Origin of the sequence: Oceanobacillus kimchii X50 (genome assembly GCF_000340475.1) — a bacterium.
In the GTDB taxonomy this organism is placed as follows: Bacteria; Bacillota; Bacilli; order Bacillales; family Amphibacillaceae; genus Oceanobacillus; species Oceanobacillus kimchii.
Genome location: NZ_CM001792.1, coordinates 274,250 through 293,233, shown reverse-complemented (window position 1 = coordinate 293,233; position 18,984 = coordinate 274,250). Strand labels below are relative to the sequence as shown.

The window sequence follows — 18,984 nt, the reverse complement described above, 5'->3', positions numbered from 1 at the left end:
ATATTTAGCTTTGTATAATACGTATCCCAGTTCCTTTTTCAGCTCTTTCTTTAGCATAGTTATTCATTTGTTGCGCTTTCGTGGAAACATGTGACACCGGAATAACTTCGTCGCCAATTATAATATCTGGATCAATTAAGCGTGGTTTCATTTTTATGTAGATATCGAAATTATCATCAACGGTTACCACTTGAATATCTTTATGAATAGACTTCAACATTTCTGTTATATCCTTATTTCCCGATCTCTTCAGTAACTCTAACACTTCGTTATCTCGCTTTAGAAAATCATCCTCAACAATCACTTTCTCATCCAACGCATCTCTTAATACTTTTGATAACTGATCATAGGCGTATATGTTTTTCGGATGCAAAAAATAATCTAACACCTCTTGATAGTATATTTGAACAAACCACTCTGCGACATTAATTGTACGCAAATGCATATAACCATCTATTATTGTAAGGTCTTCTAAAAATCGTTCGATATCTTGACACTCAACCTGTCTCGAACGATATAGATCTCGCAAGGTGTAATCCACACGATCTGCACATAAGTGAGGAGCATCTCGTTCGAGTATTCTCCATTGTTCAATATGGAAAAGAATCGTTTGGTAGTCGTATCCATAACTCTCTAATATAGTTGGAATAGTAGATTCTTCAATAAGTCTCTGAAATATTAACTCATGATAGTTTTCTTGTCTATTATCCATCACATGGTCGATGACGTGCGAAAAAGCAGTGTGTGATACATCATGGAGTAAAGCTGCGATTTGTTCTTCCAATGATCCCCCTAATTGTTTTACCAGTAGCATAACACCGAGAGAATGTTCAAACCTAGTAACATTCCATTTATCACTTACAAGTGCACTGGCACCACCTTGATAGACTCCTTTTAATCGTTGTATAGAATCGCTTTCTATTAGATCAACAAGTACTCCACCAATTTCAAACTCACCATATATCTCATCTACATACAACAAACAAATTACCCCCTGATTGAACTTACTCTAGCAATCCTTCTAAAAACTTGCGGTCTTCTGGAAATGTTAAATTTAGATCTCGTAACTCTTGTAAATTTATCCACCTAATATCATAGATTAATTCATCTGGATCCTGTATACGCATACTTCCGCCAATAATCTTAACTTCATAATATTTTACTTTTATAGATATATCTTTTTCTATTCTGTTTTTAGTTTTAATAGGGTGTGAACCAATTAATTCTCCAATATATCCCGTTTCTTCATTTAACTCACGTATACAACATTCCTCAAATGTTTCTCCACCTTCCACTCCGCCAGAAGGAATTGACCACGTTTTGATTTCTTTTGTCTTTCCTTGAAAAACCATTAAAACTTCTCTCTGATTATTTATACAAACTGCCGCTGCACCTATCCATTTGTTCAATTATATCCACTCCAAAATCTACTACTCTAGGAGTATTTATTGGTTTTTCATTCAAAATTATACAAATTTACCTATTTTTATTGTTCAATTATAAGATTACCGTTAAACTAATAATAACAGACAATTCTAATTAATATACAAAATAACAATTTTATAGATACGTGCAATGTGGGGGAGAACTATGAATAACATTGGGGACATTATTAAACTAGAACGGCTGAAGCAGCAAATTAAACAAACTCAATTAGCAAAAGGTATTTGTTCCACATCCTATTTAAGTAAAATTGAAAACAATACCACTACAGCAAGTGATGAGGTCATTAACCTTTTATTACAAAAATTGAATATTGAGCTTTCCGATCAGGAAAAAAATGAGGATGCATTTATTGAGGAAATACGCGCCATTTCTAAGCGAGCTCGAATTTATCGAGAATCCAAATTTATAGAAGAAAAATTAAATGAACTGCAATATATAAAGAATATTTACCGTAAAACGACATTTTTAGAATTGCAATTACTGATTTTACGATTAACACTTTTCTTTGAAGACAAAGAACGTAGTACTTTTTATCTAGAATACTTAGAACAAGAAAAAGACAACTTTACACCAAATCAAAAATTTTTATTTTTACAGTGCAAAGCGATTTTTCACCATACTTATGCAGATATTCATCAAGCCTTAAAGTGTTTTAAAGAGGCTTTAGTAGTATCAGATGATATAGTACTAGAAGGATGGGAGAGAGCTGATCATCACTACATGCTTGCCATTGCATATAATTCCTGTGACGAAGTAATTAATACAATAGAATACGGAAAACTTTCTTTAAAGTATTTTCAACGTGCCTTCATTATCAACCGGACCATTGACTGTTATCTGTTAATTGGAATTGCTTATAAGAAAGGAAATAATCTTAAAGAAGCACTCGATTCTTATGAGCTAGCTTTAAAAATGACAAATGAAACTCGAATGTTAGAGGATGTTGAACTCTTAAAAGGAGTAATTTATCAAAATCTAGGTTCATTGAGTTCTCATTTACAGCCAGAAAAGGTCATTCCATATTATAAAAAAAGCCTATCCTATAAACAAAAAGCAAACAACAAACTTGTTACCATTTTCTCTATCGTAATTGAATATGCAAAATATGAGAAATGGGATAAGGTTTCTTATTGGATAGATCAAGGATTTGCCTTAATAAAAGACGCACCGGAAGCTCACCCAAAATACACGTATCATTTGAAAGTGTATCAAGACCTTGCCAATTATCAATATATAACGGAAGAGGTAGGAGTTGCAGCAATTAATTACTTTGATGAAATTCAAGACCTGAGACATTGTTTAAAGTATTCCGGATGGCTTGCTAATGGATTCAAAACAAGAGGAAAGTATAAGCTTGCTTCTATATACTTTCAAATGTCTCAAGAATACCTATTAAAACGTATGAACATTGAATATATTGGCGATTTATAGATTGTACATAAAAAGAGTAAACATGTGAGTGGGGGGAAGCTTTTATGCTAATACCACATGTTTACTTTTTCTACTTTAATCTTATCATTGATAATATTAGATTTATAGACAATTAAGTTGGGAAACTCCCTTTCATTTTTCAAGATATTTTTCAATTTTGTTGGATGAGTTTCCTAGATGTTTTTCACACTTCACTGGTAGTAAAGTAGTTGTTTTTCAGTATTAAGTCCTTTTGTCACACTCTCTATTCTAATATGCTGCTTTACCCATACTTCTTGCTCCTATTCAACCATGTCAACTTAAATCAAACGTTTGCTCAAACCGTTTAGACTAATCTACGTTTTAAATACTCCATATGTTCATATGATAATGATAAGATTGAAAATGAATTCTTCTTAATTTGTTCTTGTATTCTGTTAGATTCCTCTCGTGCCAAATCATACATACCGTGATTAATTTCATTATTTAATAAGGCATCCTTTAGTTCATCTTCGTCTAACATAAACGTTTCTCCGGATGGCAAATGAACGATATCAAGATATAAATCATCAACGTATGGAATCCCCTCTTCCACCCCATTAGTCCACGCAATATCAATGTACCACTGCTTCACATTACCATTATCATCAAATGTTGTAGTAACAGCAAAATGTTTACAATCTGGAAATTGTTGTAACCACATATAGCCATCCTCAACAATGCTCAATTGTTCTCCTTGCTCATAATTAATAACCAACGGTTGGGCCACTTTTTTCATATGAATTAATGTTATATATCCTTTAAAGTCTTTTTCGTTTAAGTAGGCTTGAGCATATCTTCTCTCTAGAATCCTCTGCCAATTACCTCGATCACCATATTTTCTTTTCAATCTTGTTCTCCCCTTTATATATCATTATACTATTCATGTTATAAAATTCTGAATACCATCTGTAATTCATCATCTCACTTCAACTAAAAAAGACTACCAAGCTATTAAACTCGATAGTCCTCATATATATTTTATCGAAATAAATCTTTTAATTTTTCTAAGAACCCTTTATCTTCTTCAGTTTCCTCTTCCGTATTTTCTTGTTCTTCTTTTACAAGACTGTCCGTACTAATAACAAATTCAACCGAATCCGTTATTTCATCATTCTTATCGGAAATAAATGAAATTGGATCAAAATCCGATTTATCATATTGTGAAATCATAGAATCAATTTCTTCTTGCATTTCATCAGGTATTTCTGAGGTTGCATCATAAAGCTGTCCAGTACCATCTTCTAATTCACTAGCGCCATCAGCAATTTGGTCTGCACCGTCAGCAGATTCACCGATTCCATTATGAATATCACCATATGAATTAGCTAATTCATTAACACCATTTGTATATTCTATCAATCCATCATGAAATTGGCTGTAATTAGCAGACATTTCCTCTAAGCCAGACGTAAGTTCATTCAGCCCTTCATCAACATCCACTTGATTCATAGATTCTTCTAAACCGGCTCCTAAATCACGTAAATGACCTGATACTTCTCTTGTAGACTCACTAAAAGTAGTTAAGCTAGGTTCAATTGCACCGAACGCTTTTCCAACTGAATCAAACGTTCCTTTTACCGCCTGAGCTGCTTCGTATGTTTTTACCAATTCATCAACAACTTCTTGATCTGCACCACTTTGGTATAACTCCTCAATATCTGAGTCTGAAATTGAACTGTCAGGAATCTGGTTAATTGCATTCTTTAAAGCTTGATTTGCGTCACTGTAGTTGGAAGCTAATTGATCCATGCCATTAGCTAATTCTTCTAATCCATCGGACATTTCAGTTACAGCAGTCTCTAATTCTTCCAATTGCTCTAATCCACTTGCACCGCTTGCTTGCCCTATTTGGGATTGAATCGCAGATAATGCATCATTGATTTGAGACGAAGCATTTGTTAATTGACTGCTAGATTGGTTCAATTCATCCATACCATTTTTATATTGGGATGAGCCATTTTCTAGTTCTGACAATCCAGAAGCTAATCCAGTTATGCCATTATTTAATTCTCCTACGCCATCATCGATATCTCCAACAGCATCCGTTAGAGATTCAAACTCACTCGTTATTTCACCTGTATCTGGACTATCTATAGACATAGAAGATGGTAATGCAGAAATTTCTAAGCCATCTATTTCAAAATTATCTGTTTGTGCTTTAATGGAAAACGTTTCCTCTTCCTCAGGCATTACGGTGAACGCAATTTGCTTATTCTTACCTGCATTTGCTATGGTTGCATCCTGTGCCTCTATTTTTTGAAAGTGATCTGTATTCAATGGTAATGAAATTTGAAGCATATAGTTTTCAAAGAATGCAGATGTATCCATATCATTTTCTTGAACATCAATGATTATTTCAACTTCTCCAGGTTTACCAATCATCTCTTTAGGTTCCATTTCTTTACCATCTAGAAAATACGTGATATCAAAAGCCCAAGGTAACTCTTTAGCAATATTGCCTTGATAATAAAAAGTATCATTTTCTGCTATCATAGAAATCTTATTATCATTCTGTTCTACAGGTGACGTATCTGTTAGATTTTTCACACCTTGATAATTACCATAATCCTCAATCAAACCAGGCTTTGATAATTCAAAAGCATTAACAACATACATATCTTTCAAGCTTCCACCGGCTTGTAAATTTGCATAAATAACTTCATTTTTGCTAGAAATCTCTCCAGCTTCTGTATTTTCACTATCTATATTATTAGAATCAGAAGTATTCGCTTCTGCATTTGTAATCAATACAGGAAAGAAAAAGATTGCTAGTGTAAGCCATAACCATTTAATTATCTTCATGCTTTTCCTCCTTATAAACTCTCGTACCGAGTGTAGTCTTCCATATCAACTTATCTCCAATAACAAGTAATGCTGGTAATAATGTAATTACTAGAATAAAGGCTAATAACGCCCCTCTACCTAGCAATAGACCAATCGATCCTACAATCGGATTCGATGAAGTTAACCACAAAATAAATCCTACACTAGATAGTATCGATGCAGACACCGCTATCGAGAATAATTTATCATCAATCGTCTTTTTAATGGCAGGTAAGGCGGCCATATCTTTACGATTTTGTTTATACGTCTCGGTTAAAAGAATTGCATAATCTACCGTTGCAGCTAATTGTACCGTACTCACAATTAAATATCCTACAAATACGAGGGATGTATCTGTAAAATATGGTACTGATAAGTTAATCCATACAGCTGATTGTATAGTCAGCAATAATACAACAGGTATAGATATCGAACGGAAGCTGAATAACAAAACAATTGCTATAGTTACAATTGTAAGGATATTAACTAATTTGTTATCCGCCGTGACCGTTTCTTTCATATCATAGAGCGCAACACTTTCTCCAAGCGTTAATGCTTCATCTCCATAATAAGAGGAGGCTACATTTCGAACTTCTTCAACTAACGAAAATGGTACATCTCCTTCTGCACCAACGTCAGTATTAATAATAATTCTGCTGTAGTTTTCCGAAAGAAATTGTTCGGTTACATTTTCCTCTAAATAATCCTGTGGAATTGTACTTCCAACCATATTAGCGTAACCCACAACAGATGTTACATGGTCTATCGTATCAATTTCTTGTATCATTTCTTGTTCTTTTCCAATATCATTATTTGGCACTAATAGAACGACAGATGTTGATTCTCCAAAAATCTCTTCAATCTGATTTATATCAGAACCTAAGCGAGTGTTTTCTGGCTGCTCACCCATACCATAAGTGAATTCAGTACTACTTTGAGCAAGAAAACTCGGAACAATTACCAGTGCTATAAGAATAAATACCGGAATTCGTAATTTGATTAATTTCTTTCCTACACCTTTGAAACTTGGAATAAGTGATTTATGCTGTGTTTTATCAATCAAAGGATAGAATAATAATGTTAATGCTGGTAGAAACACCATGACACTAATGAAACTCAATAAAATACCTTTAACAAGACTTAATCCTAAATCAGCACCAATTCCAAAGTCCATAAACATTAGAGCTGTGAATCCAAAGAAAGTAGTTAAGGCACTAGCACTAACAACTGGGAAAGATTCTTTCATTGCCAGTTTCATAGCTTCTTCAGGCCTATTTCCCCTATTACGATAATCCTGGAAACTATGTAATAGGAATATGGCATAATCCAGTGAGACTGCTAGTTGTAAGATTGGCGCTACCGATTGAGTAATAAAAGAAACTTCACCTACAAAGATATTTGTACCTAGGTTAATCAGTACAGATACACCAATTGCAGTTAGGAAAAATACCGGTTCTAACCATGAATTTGTCGATAGAACAAGTATGATAACAATAATCGGGATTAGTAAAGCTGCAGCATACATTGTTTCACTACCAGCCATCTTCTGTTGTGTCGCTGTATTCGCTGCTTCACCAGAGATGGCATTTTCTTCACCGATTAGTTCGTAAATTTGATCGGTAGCTTCTACTTCTTTACCACTTTCTATCGTAACAGCCAAAAGTGCCTTATTATCCTTATAGTAATTCTCTACAGTATCAGTATCAGCCACTTCGATTGGTTCACGCAGGTCGACGACATCATCTAGCCATAACACCTCGGTGACACCATCAAGTGACTCTATTTCTTGCTTATAGTCTATTGCTTCTTGAATCGTGACATTCTCAATCATTACATTCGTATTAGTAACACCGCTTGAAAACTCTTCATCCATTACGTCTAATCCTACAGTTGATTCTGCATCCTCTGGTAAATAATCTTGCATATTATAATTAACATCTACAAATAAGAAAGCAACTGCTGAGATCACCATTAATACGAAGAACAGAATGACCACAGATTTTTTAAATCGAATAATTATATTTGACAATGTAATTTCCCCACATCTTGATGATTTAATGATTTTACATTAACATTATATATACATGATGTTAGTTACACAACAAACAGTTGTTTAACTTGTGTTACTTTAACAACACTTATCTGAAAAATGTTGGAAAACACAAAATGAAAGGGTTTTTATATGGAAAAGAAATTAGATCGAAGAAAAAAATATACTCGAATGGTATTAAAAAACAGTTTAATGGAACTTTTAAATGAGAAACCCATTTCTTCTATTACTATTAAAGAACTATGTTCTCAAGCGGATATCAATCGCTCCACTTTTTATAGCCATTTCACGGATCAATATGATTTACTTAATCATATTGAAGAAGAGATAATTGAAGAATTGGATCAAAGTTTACTGCAATATAATTATCAAAATAAAAAAGAAATGTTTGCAATGGCAAAATACTTACTGGACTATGTAGTTAATAGAAGTGAGCATTTCCGAATTCTTTTTAGTGAACATGGTAACAAGGGTTTTCAGCATAGAGTAATGGAAGCTGCCCAGTCGCATATCATGAGTTCATTAACTCATGACCATATAATATCCAATAAAACCCGTTCCAAGTATATTAGTCTATATGTGATTAGTGGTAGTATTAACGTCATTGAGCGTTGGCTAGAAGATGGAATGAAGGAGTCAACTGAAGAAATGACTAAAATAATTACAGAAGTCAGCAACAATGGTATGCTACATGCTAATTTATAGGATAACAAAAGAAGTTGAGACAAAGGTTTTTACACAAAAGTTAAACCCGTCTGAATAGATTTTGAAAACCCGCTTCAGAAATATACTGCGCTTATCTTAAGGCGGCTGGTGAGCCTTCAGACGCTTATGCACCGGGGTCTCGCCTATGCCTCTCTCCTATAGGACAAGGAAGACCTCGACAGCATTGCATCACACGCAGAAAATATTTTTTGATTTTCAAAGTATCTCCATATATTTTTTTCGCTTATTCTAAATATCATTTGTCTTTTAAACAAAACGTTATATTATGTCCTATCCTCTATCGTTCATTTTAAAAAGAACAGGCATCGGTTTTTACAGAAACAATCAGTTCAGTTTCAGCTCTTTATTTTTACGGGGACGCAGTCTTTCATTACTAATTTAAATAATAAATCACTTCTTTACTGTAGCTTCTCAATTATGAAAATGAGTTCAGTGAAATCGCTAAATGTTGGAAATTGGCTTTCGACTTCTTGATTTCTAATTTTCCATATGCTACGTAAACCTGCATTTTCCGCAGCTTTCACATCATTTTCATAATGATCACCTATAAATATTGCCTCTTCCGGTGATAGTTGTAACCGATTCAAAGCACGTTGAAATATCTTAGCGTTTGGTTTCTTTATTTTCTCTTTTTCAGATATAAGGATTAGGTCAAAAAATCGTTCTATTCGTAAAGCTTTAATGCTTGCCGACTGAAAATCCGTCAACCCGTTAGTTATAATCCCTAATTGATATCCAGATTGTTTCAAATTACTCAATGTATCAATTATATGGGAAAATGGTACGCAATATTGATGAAAATGATTCATGTAGTCTTCATAAAGTAAATCTCTAGCAAAAACAGGTAAGGAAAGTTCCTGAGTTAGCACATTATATACCTTCTCTTTGGGCTCATATCCTTGTTTATCCAATTCGATAAAACGATTGACATAATAATACTGACTAATATCAATAAATATATATTTCATACGACTATATTGGCTCTCGATAAATCGGATAATGGATTCATCTCGGTCTAATAATGTGTTATCCAAATCAAATAGGACCGCTTTTATCAAACTTGTTCACTTCCCTCTATTCCAAATAATGTGATACTTGAATCATATCCCTGTCAACAAAATTAGCAGAGACAGGTTCTAGTCCTATTTCCCGCGCCCAGATAGATAATTGACCAATGTGATGAATTTCATGAACAATGATATGGTATAAGATATCTTGTATGGATAGGCTTGTTTTTTCCCATTCTGGCTGAACTTGTTTGTTACTATCAAAAGTAGGATTGTCGACGAAGAAACTAGCTATTTCAAGCCGACATTCTTTTGATAAGGATTGTAATGACGCAATAGATGAATAGTCTTTATAGTTTATCGGAACATCTTGCTTCTCTTGAATGGCTCTGAGCCAACTATACTCCACTTCAATAATATGAAATAACGTATAATGAATACTATTTACTCCACCGACTCTTCTTTTAAACAACTCATCTTCAGGTAGAGTTTCACACCAATTAAGCCACTCGTCACGAACTTGCCAATTATACTCAAAGAACTTTAACAAATCTTTTCCTCCATTAACTGTAGGCCTTCACATACCATTCATGTATGTAATCCAACAGTTTCTCCTGTATATTTACGGATAAATTTTTTTGATTCAAAAAGAAATATGCTACTTTATAAAAATTGATAACATTCCACTTAAGTCGATAAGACCTATTACTTTGTTTATTTCCAGCTATCAACATTTCTACTTTTTGTTGATCCCATCGAGCCAATTTAAAATGATATTCTCTCCTGATTCTTTTTTTAATAATATTGGAAGTATATAAGAAAGTCTTACTTCTTCATCATCTATATAAGGATTTTCAACCATAATTGTTTAAGCAATCATCCCTTAATAACTAAATAAGATTATCCCGCAGTTCACTGTCCGTACTACCGATATAACGTAGCATATGGATTAATACATATTCTAAATCATTATCTTTTAATCTAATTTTTTCTTCATCATACAATTGTTTTAATTTAGTTTTAAAATCCTGTTCACTTAACACTACCGCACCCACCTATAAGTAATTAAATCGTCAGTTGAATTATTAAACGATACTTTATACTTCGCCACAGATGTATCCTCTACAAAACCATTTCGCAGTAATACCTTTTGCGATCCTTTATTTTCTATCGTAGTTTGAGCGCTTAAACTATGGATTGCTAAAGTATCAGCATTATCTAATAACATTTGTAGAGCTTTACTAGCAATTCCCTGTTTTATGTATAGTTTCCCAATTCGATAACCCAGAATTCCATGCCCACTTTCTCTATCGAATTCAGCAACATTGATACGCCCTAAAATATTTCCATGGTTATTCTTAATTAAGAAGTAAATTCCAATTCCAGCCTTTTGCTCTTTAATTAAATTTTCCATACGGTGCATAAAGCTATAATGGTCATAAAAGTCCTCTCCTCTTGAAGGGACAAACCTCTCAAAATAATCTTTATTTTCTTTTTCAAATGAAAGAAGTTCATATGCATCCTCTAACTTTAAAGGTTCTAGTAAAACATATTCCATTAGAATCATCCTTTAATTTATTCTCGTTCTTTTACTTTACCATGAAAAATCAGTATAATCGCCTAATTTTTCTATATTTTCTTTACATTATTCCGAAATTGTTGTATGATGAATGAAAATAATGTGGAGGAAGGTGATGTGTGATGAAAATGATAAATGTAAATTATCGTATTTTTCTTATGCACTTGCCTACCTATACGCCGGACGCCCATTAACATGTAATTGTTTATACATGTTTATTCTAGTGTTTTGTCTTATTCGGTTGGCGAGTGCCTATCCGAATTTTTTTATGTCAACAAAACACTAGGAGGAAATGAACTTGAACGAATTTCAACAAAAATATGCATATCGAGAAGAAATCAATTATAACGGACAAATGGATCTATTAGCTCGTGTAGTAACGGAACAAAAAGAACGATACATCTTACAGACGATAAATGGTTCCAAACCCGCAGTAATAAAAGGAAAATTGCGACATGAAGCTATCTCTAGAGAAGATTATCCAGCAGTTGGAGATTGGGTGACCTTACAAGAAAAAGACTCTAATGATATCGTAATTATTGATAAAGTGCTACCTAGATTTAGTAGTATTGTACGAAAGGTTGCTGGCTTGAAGACAGACGCACAAATCGTTGCTAGTAATGTTACAAAAGTATTTATTGTCATTAGTGCGGATGAAAAATTAAATGAACGGAAATTAGAACGTTATTTAACTGCTGTTTGGGAGAGCGGAGCCTCACCATGTATTATATTTTCGAAAGTAGACCTCGCCAGCGATATTGATACAAACATTGAACATGCTGACAGTATTGCTTTTGGTATTCCAATATTCAAATGGAATGCGACTACTGAAGAAGGCAAGGAAAACATTTTGGCCAATATTCACGAGGATGATTCTGTCGTCTTAATTGGAAGTTCAGGCGCTGGGAAATCTACACTTATTAATGCACTTTTGACGGAAAAAGTTCTAAAGACGGGATCTGTTAGAGAAGATGATAAACGCGGTAGGCATACCACTACACATCGAGAATTATTTATCTTACCAACTGGCGGGGTAATTATTGATACTCCCGGAATGCGAGAATTACAATTATGGACAGAAGATGGCGATACATTAAGCCATACTTTCTCAGATATTAATAATTTGATAGCTGAATGTAGATTTACAGACTGCAAACATGATACGGAGCCAAGCTGCGCAGTTAAAGAAGCTTTGCAAACGGGTGATCTTGATGAAGGGCGTTGGAATAGTTATCTTAAGTTACAACGTGAGTTAGCTTATATCGAACGAAAACAAAATGCAAAATTAGCTTCTGAAGAAAAAAAGAAGTGGAAGAAAATCAGCATGCAGCATAAAAAGAAAAGATAAAATGAAACTTTATTCCGTGGTGATGCCCCATTAAAGACGGGAAACCGTATAGCTATCCTAATAACTTAGGATTTGCTATACGGTTTTAATCCATTTGAAACAGGTATGACAACCGCTAGACATAATCTCTCTTAAAATTCGATTGGGCCAACCCCTTCTATAATTGCATAGGGTCTCGCCAACTTTCCTAGTGATGAGTGGGGTATATTTTTGTTACACTTTTCAAAAGCCTACTCCACATATTGCGCACAGGATTCTTCCTGAATCAAGTTCACTTTATCTATAAATTAATCTCTTCTCTCATCCCTAGTCTTAGTAACAGCTACTTAGTTCGCTCTTCTTATAGCTATTCTTTTGCTTGTGAGTAATATAACACCCACTACGATAATCATTGCTCCGAACATAACATAATTTAAGTTATTTGTAGCAGTTTGAGGCAGTTCTTCACCTTCTTGTAGTGCAGGTGCTTCACGGTGTTGCGTAGCTTGCTCATAATCATACGCCATAGCTAATAATTCTGCTTCACTCCATTGTTTACCGAAGAATGCTAATGCAAATGGTGATCCACTTTCATAGTAACCTGCAGGAACTGTCACAAGTGGTAACCCACTTATGTTAATTTCTGATACTGTTGTTGCTTCAATGCTTCCCTCTTCATCATGCAAAAGAGGTGTTTCTTGTGACATTTGAGGATAAACGAAACCGTCCAAATCGTTTTCCTCCATAACTTGATCTATTATTTCGATATACTTATTTCTAACCTCTTCAAATTCATTTTGGTCTGGTACTTCGTAAGGGTCTTTTAAATCCTCTTCAAAATTAATTCCGCGCTCTTCTTTAAAGTGATTCAGAGGGCCACCTTCCGCCCAAGGGACTTCTTCTACTTGATTAAATATTTCTGATATTGTGGGCATATTCCCGTCTAGGTCCATACGATCCAAATAGCTTTGCATATCACTTACTAGTGCATCGTATCCGATATTTCCTGACTCTTCCACAAACTCCTTAAATCCCGAATTAGCAAATGGGTCTTCGACAATCTCTGCTCCTTGTGCTTCTAACTCTTTGATTTCACGATCATACATCTCTTGAGTCTCTTTAGAAAGTTCTTCATCACGCCAACCGTCACCATAAACTCCTAGACGCTTTCCTTCTAAACTTGAAGCATCAAGACTGCTTGAGTAACCCTCTTCTGGAATAACCGCTTGCTCTGTATTTTCATCCTGGTCATTTTGCCCAGCAATCACATCCAACATCGCTGCAGCATCTTCCACTGTTCTAGCATGTGGACCTAATACATCCCTAGTATTAGCTGCTAAAGGTGTTGTACCAGCACTAGTAACCAAACCAAACGTCGGTTTCACCCCTACAATACCTTGAGCGGCTGCTGGATTTTGAATCGATCCACCAGTTTCTTCAGCAATACCTAGAACTGCGAAGTTACCAGAAATCGCTGTTGCTGTACCCGAACTACTTCCACCCGGTGCAAATTTAGGATTAACAGCGTTATAAGTATCTCCTGCCCAACTTGAACTAGCATTTGTTCCAGAAGCACTAAATGCAGGAATATTTGTCTTACCTAAAATAATAGCTCCAGCTTCTTTTAACTCCTGTACAATAGGTGCGTCCACCTCCGGCATAATTTCAACGCCCCCATTCGCTTTACTAAAACCTTCCCATCCAAAAGTGGAAGGAAAACCAGCTACATCTACTGCTTCTTTTATTACAATTGGTACCCCTGCAAGTTCGCCTTCAGCTTCCCCGCTCTGTATTCGTTGGTCCATTTCTTTTGCTTGTTCTAATGCATCTTCATTCATAAATGTGAATGCATTGTACGTATTCTCATATTGTTCAATTTTTTCTAGATATGCCGCTACTACTTCTTCTACTGTAAAATCACCATCTTGATAGCCCTGCTTTAACTCCTTAACAGTAATCTCTTCAAGGCTGAATTGTTCTTCTGCGAAAACAGTAGGAGTAAAGGCAACTCCTATCAGTAGTGTAAATGAAAGTACAAAGATCGCTACAGTGTTGTTCATCATTGCTTTAATTCTCATGGTTTCCGCCTCCTGTAAATCTATTTTGAAAGAATGATTCTACTAAAATCATATCTTTATCCAAATAGATATCTAGGAGTTTGTCAGATTTCCTTACATAAAATGGAAAAAATAAGCTAATAGAACGAATTCTTATTTTTACTCATGAGTTATAATACACAAAAAGAAGCTATCAAATAAATTTAGATAACTTCTTTCCTATGTCAATAATTGATACTGTTCTGTTAACTAAATACGTTTTGGCCTGAAACAGAAGATATCGCAATTATAAGAGGTTTTTCCATCTCTATTCCTCCCAAACCTAACATCAGATATCCCACTTTCCTCCAGATGGATAGGGACATGTTTTATAAGCTAATCGCGCTCTAAACTTTACAAAGCAACCACAATAACTGCAAGTGGTTTGATTGAGCAAGGCTGTACATTGATTACACTTGTCTAGTCTATGTTCAAATATTGCGTCATCAACTAAATCCTCTTCCAAAGCAAGCTGTTCTTTTACAAGTTCATCCACTTGAATTGAGGAAAAGTCAGTTTTCCTATTGCAGCCTTTACAACTCATAACCTATTATCCGATTATGAGTTGATAATGTATTTAATAGAAAGAGACCTGTACATCTCTCTCGCAACGTGTGCGCATTCTGTAGACTTTCTAGTACTAACTCTTTCTCTAATCCTAATTCTTCAACCGTTGAAGGTCCATGAACAAGTGATAACATCTCAGCTACTTCTTTTACTGAAGGTAGCTTATCTATTAGAGTCATTATCTCTGGCCAATGTTGCTTTAGTTGTTGTTCAAAAGTTGTTCCAATAAATGAATCGAAACTTTTTGTTGCCAATTCATTCTTATATTCATTGATAATAATCGTACTAGCGACCCCAACCTTTGCTCCATGTAATAGTTGTTTTTTATCTTTTTCTAATAAGGACATTTCCCAATAATGAGACAGATGATGTTCAGCTCCGGAAGCTGGTCGAGAATAATTCAATAATAGCATAACTAATCCAGATTCAATTAATGCTTTCATTAGGATTTCCAATCCATAACTGCTCCGGTCCGCGATTTCTTCACGGTGATCTACACAAAGTTGTAAAGAAGCTTTTGTAATATCTGCAGCCTGTTGATTATATGGTTCATTTGCTATCCATGCTGAAATCTTCCAATCTATCAGCGATGTATATTTTGCAATCATATCCCCAAATCCTGCTGCTGTAAGTTCTTTTGGAGAGTTTGCTAAAATGTTTGTATCTGCAAAAACTGCTATCGGTGAGGAAGTTTGAAGTGTTTTCTTCACTCCTTTCAAGATGACAGGTGCCCCTTTCGATGTGAATCCATCGACAGATGCAGCAGTCGGCACGGATATAAATGGCAGTTTCATATAGTAAGCACAAAAACGAGTAATATCATGAATAGTACCGGATCCAACAGCAATATACACATCCGTATACACTGATGTTTTTGTAAAAAGTTCCACCAACGTTTGTTCATCAGCAATAACTTGTTGATGTTCATTGTCTGTCAGAACCACTACATTGACTTCAATTCCTTCATTTATTACATTTGATTTAATTCTATTACCTGCAGCTTCATACGTATTGTTATCTACAACAATCGTAATATGTTGGAACTCTTTTTGTTTTAAATACTCCGTTATTTCCTTTATTACTCCTTGACCAAGAAAAATAGACGGTAATTCGACATGTTCCAAATTTAAATTTTGAGCAAGAATATTGATTTTTTCTAAGCTTACCATACTATCCCTCCAATAGTTTTAAATCGTTACATCTCATTCGTTTGTTCTTTATCCATCTTCTTAAAAACACGTAAGGAGAACCAAATCCACACTACTGCAATTAAACTAGAAAAGAACAAAAATAAAAATGCAGGAAATTGCAATGAAACATATACAACGGAAAATAAACTAATCATAATCAATAGAGAAACATGAATTTTTGAGATTCCGATAATAAAAGCAATCTTCAACAGTTTTAAAACAGAAGTATTATAGTGTGTTAACAGCGGAAAGGACCAAACAAATACGATAAAATAAAAAAGTATAATCAAATAAAATGAAAATGGTACTACTATTGGCAAATTCATTGGATAACTCTCTATGACTTTGAAATTTAAATATAGAACTATTCCTACCGTAAGTAGCACCCATCCTAATACATTTGATTTTTTAAACTCATCAACATATATTTGTTTGAATGTCTTCCAAATCGGAATATCGTCATTTCCTTGCAGCCATTTTCTAGCTATTCCTAAGGCAGCAATCGTCGCAGGGAATATACCCAAAACTATTAATCCAGCAATGGTATACCATAACCAGATTAGCTGGAGTAACGCTGCTTTAGAAATCCAAACAAAAATTCGATCGATTGAATGTATCAAACCACCAGAGTACATCATATATCTCCACCTTTGTCTTTAACCTTTTACTCCACCGGTCGTTAATCCTGCAATAAAATAACGTTGGAAGAAAATAAACAAAATTACAATTGGTATAATTGTTAAGACTGATCCAACAATAAGTACGTCATAATTATTTCCATATGGTGTAAGTAAAGTAGCTAATCCTAAAGGAAGCGTAAACATATCGTTAGATCTGAGTACCAATAACGGCCATAAAAAGTTATTCCAGCTTGATAAACCTTGCAGAATTGCCATTGCTGCTAAGGAAGGACCCATTAAAGGCAACATTATTTTAAAGAAAATGCCATATTCGGTGCTTCCGTCAATTCGAGCTGCATCCATTAACTGTACTGGTAATCCTAACGCATATTGTCTAAAGAAGAATACAGCAACTGGAGCCACCACCATTGGTAATATAACCGCAAAATAAGTATCAATTAATTGTGTATTTATCATAAGCTGATAGAGAGGTAGCATCAAAATTTCAAAAGGTATCATAAGTATTAATAAAACTAAGACAAAGAATAAATTTTTTCCTTTAAAATCATATACTGCTAATGCATATCCAACCATTGAAGAAAAGAATAATGAAAGAATGATGGTCAAAGCTGAGATAACCAAGCTATTTCCATACCATGCCCAATATTCGCCTGCTTGAGTAAATAAATAAGTATAATTATCGAGACTTAATTCACTCAAATTGATTTTAAAAGATATTCCTTGTCGCATTAATTCTGAAGATGGACGAAACGATGATATAATCAAACTAATAATTGGGAATAACGCTATAAGGGATATAATAGTAAAACTAATTGTGCCTATCCATGTAAGTATTGTATTCTTTCTTTTTTCTACCATTTTACTGATCCCCCTTCTTAAAGGCCCCTGTTGCAATCAAGTAAATCATACTTACAACAGCAATTATCAACATTAAAACTACTCCTATTGCCGCTCCGAACCCCATATCATTTTGACGGATTCCCTCTTGATAGATGTAACCAACAACCGATAGGCCTATATTTCCAGGCGAACCAGCTTCCCAAAATACAAAACTCTCTTCAAACATTCTAAATCCGTTAATAATCGTAATCGAACTAACAAAAATAATTATCGGTTTTAATTGCGGAACAGTAATAAATCGAAGTTTTTGCCATTTCGATGCACCGTCGATTTCAGCTGCTTCATATAACTCTCGTGGAATATTTTGTAAGGCGGCAAGAAAATATAAAATATTAACCCCTATCCAGCGCCAAGATGCTAAAATAACCATTAAGAAAATAGCCGACCAAGCTGTAAACCTCCAATTCATGGTCTCAAATCCAAGAAAATTAATAATTTGATTTGCCACAGCTGTATCCTGTTCACCAAACATTAACCGAAAAATCATACCGCCGACAATCGTCGATGTTAATGCAGGTATAAATAGAGAGGCACGGAAAAGAGTCTTAAACTTCACAAATTTTGAATCTAAAAACACTGCTAAAAACAATGGTAATACTGTTAGAATCAACACAGTAAATAATACATAAAGTGATGTATTAGAAAGTGCTTTGAAAAATACTGGATTGAACAATCGTTCATAATTAGAAAAACCAATAAATGTATTTTGTCCAGGGAGGATTTGCTGAAAACTCATTGTTATCCCTTGTATTGCTGGATATAACGTTAACACCAAGAAAGACAATATGAATGGCGAAACAAATAAATATGGTACAACTTTTCTCGAATTAATAAAATTGAGAAATTTATTGTTTGGCTTTTTTGGTTTTGGTGGTTTGCCTTTCTGAATAGATCCAGGTTTTTGATGCGAGAGTTCTTCAGAATTTGACATTGACTCCATTTTATTCCCTCCTATTTGAACCAATTTCATAATAAGATAATTTATATGAAATTCGAATGTGATGCTGTTTGATCTCCATTGCAGACGACGCTTTCCGAAGACACTGGGTTTTAGCTTACTTGTAAAAGAAGAACACAATTTCTGAGAGAATCTTCAAACTCCCTGTTCTGACCAGGAGTCGCCGCCTTCCATTCCAATCAAAATCAAGTTGTTCCTATATTCCGATCAATAATATATAAC

18 protein-coding genes are annotated in these 18,984 nt (G+C 34.4%); 3 read left to right on the top strand and 15 right to left on the bottom strand.

Going from position 1 to position 18,984, the window contains the following annotated elements; all coding sequences use genetic code 11:
* Positions 1-4 precede the first annotated feature (4 nt).
* Positions 5-982 carry an HD domain-containing protein gene (locus C794_RS01735; RefSeq protein WP_017795417.1) on the bottom strand — a complete coding sequence of 326 codons (978 nt, stop codon included), beginning with the start codon at positions 980-982 and terminating at the stop codon, positions 5-7.
* 22 nt (positions 983-1,004) lie between these two features.
* Positions 1,005-1,409, bottom strand: a complete 405-nt coding sequence (locus C794_RS01730) for an NUDIX hydrolase (RefSeq protein ID WP_017795416.1) — start codon at positions 1,407-1,409, stop codon at positions 1,005-1,007.
* Positions 1,410-1,590: 181 nt separating this feature from the next.
* On the opposite strand from C794_RS01730, the gene C794_RS01725 reads away from it, so the two are divergent.
* Positions 1,591-2,877 (top strand): helix-turn-helix domain-containing protein, encoded by a 1,287-nt coding sequence (locus C794_RS01725; RefSeq protein ID WP_017795415.1) that lies wholly within the window; start codon positions 1,591-1,593, stop codon positions 2,875-2,877.
* A gap of 325 nt (positions 2,878-3,202) precedes the next feature.
* Here C794_RS01725 and C794_RS01720 read toward each other — a convergent pair whose 3' ends face one another.
* The 3 genes from C794_RS01720 to C794_RS01710 form a co-directional block, all read right to left on the bottom strand.
* Positions 3,203-3,745: a ribonuclease FAU-1 family protein gene (locus C794_RS01720; protein ID WP_017795414.1), complete on the bottom strand. Its 543-nt coding sequence runs from the start codon at positions 3,743-3,745 to the stop codon at positions 3,203-3,205.
* A gap of 131 nt (positions 3,746-3,876) precedes the next feature.
* Positions 3,877-5,700 carry a methyl-accepting chemotaxis protein gene (locus C794_RS01715; RefSeq protein ID WP_017795413.1) on the bottom strand — a complete coding sequence of 608 codons (1,824 nt, stop codon included), beginning with the start codon at positions 5,698-5,700 and terminating at the stop codon, positions 3,877-3,879.
* Positions 5,687-7,750, bottom strand: coding sequence for an efflux RND transporter permease subunit (locus C794_RS01710; RefSeq protein ID WP_017795412.1), 2,064 nt, complete (start codon positions 7,748-7,750; stop codon positions 5,687-5,689). The genes C794_RS01715 and C794_RS01710 overlap by 14 nt, the downstream gene beginning before the upstream one ends.
* Positions 7,751-7,903: 153 nt before the next feature.
* Between C794_RS01710 and C794_RS01705 the strand changes: the two genes are divergently transcribed.
* Entirely contained in the window at positions 7,904-8,476 is a 573-nt protein-coding gene (locus C794_RS01705; protein ID WP_017795411.1) for a TetR/AcrR family transcriptional regulator, read from the top strand.
* A gap of 419 nt (positions 8,477-8,895) precedes the next feature.
* Here C794_RS01705 and C794_RS01700 read toward each other — a convergent pair whose 3' ends face one another.
* The 4 genes from C794_RS01700 to C794_RS19600 form a co-directional block, all read right to left on the bottom strand.
* Positions 8,896-9,555, bottom strand: coding sequence for an HAD family hydrolase (locus tag C794_RS01700; protein ID WP_017795410.1), 660 nt, complete (start codon positions 9,553-9,555; stop codon positions 8,896-8,898).
* Between the two features lie 16 nt (positions 9,556-9,571).
* A complete protein-coding gene (locus tag C794_RS01695) occupies positions 9,572-10,054 on the bottom strand; it encodes a DinB family protein (RefSeq protein WP_017795409.1) in 483 nt (160 codons plus the stop codon).
* A gap of 340 nt (positions 10,055-10,394) precedes the next feature.
* A complete protein-coding gene (locus C794_RS20615; protein WP_017795407.1) occupies positions 10,395-10,547 on the bottom strand; it encodes a hypothetical protein in 153 nt (50 codons plus the stop codon).
* Positions 10,547-11,062: a GNAT family N-acetyltransferase gene (locus C794_RS19600; protein ID WP_017795406.1), complete on the bottom strand. Its 516-nt coding sequence runs from the start codon at positions 11,060-11,062 to the stop codon at positions 10,547-10,549. The genes C794_RS20615 and C794_RS19600 overlap by 1 nt, the downstream gene beginning before the upstream one ends.
* A 313-nt stretch (positions 11,063-11,375) precedes the next feature.
* Here C794_RS19600 and rsgA point away from each other — a divergent pair, with 313 nt between their 5' ends.
* Positions 11,376-12,431 carry a ribosome small subunit-dependent GTPase A gene (rsgA, locus tag C794_RS01675; protein ID WP_026133685.1) on the top strand — a complete coding sequence of 352 codons (1,056 nt, stop codon included), beginning with the start codon at positions 11,376-11,378 and terminating at the stop codon, positions 12,429-12,431.
* Between the two features lie 326 nt (positions 12,432-12,757).
* Here the strand turns inward: rsgA and C794_RS01670 are convergent, their stop codons facing one another.
* From C794_RS01670 to C794_RS01640, 6 genes are all read right to left on the bottom strand, one after another.
* The gene (locus C794_RS01670; protein WP_017795404.1) at positions 12,758-14,488 is read right to left on the bottom strand and encodes an amidase; all 1,731 of its coding nucleotides are present in this window, start codon (positions 14,486-14,488) and stop codon (positions 12,758-12,760) included.
* Positions 14,489-14,795: 307 nt separating this feature from the next.
* Positions 14,796-15,050 (bottom strand): DUF6171 family protein, encoded by a 255-nt coding sequence (locus C794_RS20920; protein WP_017795403.1) that lies wholly within the window; start codon positions 15,048-15,050, stop codon positions 14,796-14,798.
* Positions 15,040-16,242, bottom strand: a complete 1,203-nt coding sequence (locus C794_RS19595; protein ID WP_017795402.1) for a sn-glycerol-1-phosphate dehydrogenase — start codon at positions 16,240-16,242, stop codon at positions 15,040-15,042. The genes C794_RS20920 and C794_RS19595 overlap by 11 nt, the downstream gene beginning before the upstream one ends.
* A 26-nt stretch (positions 16,243-16,268) precedes the next feature.
* Positions 16,269-16,901, bottom strand: a complete 633-nt coding sequence (locus tag C794_RS01650; protein WP_017795401.1) for a YesL family protein — start codon at positions 16,899-16,901, stop codon at positions 16,269-16,271.
* A gap of 18 nt (positions 16,902-16,919) precedes the next feature.
* The gene (locus C794_RS01645) at positions 16,920-17,762 is read right to left on the bottom strand and encodes a carbohydrate ABC transporter permease (RefSeq protein ID WP_017795400.1); all 843 of its coding nucleotides are present in this window, start codon (positions 17,760-17,762) and stop codon (positions 16,920-16,922) included.
* Between the two features lies 1 nt (position 17,763).
* On the bottom strand, positions 17,764-18,744 hold the full coding sequence (locus C794_RS01640) for a carbohydrate ABC transporter permease (RefSeq protein ID WP_017795399.1): 981 nt from the start codon (positions 18,742-18,744) through the stop codon (positions 17,764-17,766).
* Positions 18,745-18,984: the final 240 nt, after the last annotated feature.

Excerpts from the sequence above, each read along its gene's own strand:
- C794_RS01725 (WP_017795415.1), top strand. The coding sequence starts at position 1,591 with ATGAATAACATTGGGGACATTATTAAACTAGAACGGCTGAAGCAGCAA.
- C794_RS01715 (WP_017795413.1), bottom strand. The coding sequence starts at position 5,700 with ATGAAGATAATTAAATGGTTATGGCTTACACTAGCAATCTTTTTCTTT.
- C794_RS01705 (WP_017795411.1), top strand. The coding sequence starts at position 7,904 with ATGGAAAAGAAATTAGATCGAAGAAAAAAATATACTCGAATGGTATTA.
- C794_RS19600 (WP_017795406.1), bottom strand. The coding sequence starts at position 11,062 with ATGGAATATGTTTTACTAGAACCTTTAAAGTTAGAGGATGCATATGAA.
- rsgA (WP_026133685.1), top strand. The coding sequence starts at position 11,376 with ATGAACTTGAACGAATTTCAACAAAAATATGCATATCGAGAAGAAATC.
- C794_RS01670 (WP_017795404.1), bottom strand. The coding sequence starts at position 14,488 with ATGAGAATTAAAGCAATGATGAACAACACTGTAGCGATCTTTGTACTT.
- C794_RS20920 (WP_017795403.1), bottom strand. The coding sequence starts at position 15,050 with ATGAGTTGTAAAGGCTGCAATAGGAAAACTGACTTTTCCTCAATTCAA.
- C794_RS19595 (WP_017795402.1), bottom strand. The coding sequence starts at position 16,242 with ATGGTAAGCTTAGAAAAAATCAATATTCTTGCTCAAAATTTAAATTTG.
- C794_RS01650 (WP_017795401.1), bottom strand. The coding sequence starts at position 16,901 with ATGATGTACTCTGGTGGTTTGATACATTCAATCGATCGAATTTTTGTT.
- C794_RS01645 (WP_017795400.1), bottom strand. The coding sequence starts at position 17,762 with ATGGTAGAAAAAAGAAAGAATACAATACTTACATGGATAGGCACAATT.
- C794_RS01640 (WP_017795399.1), bottom strand. The coding sequence starts at position 18,744 with ATGGAGTCAATGTCAAATTCTGAAGAACTCTCGCATCAAAAACCTGGA.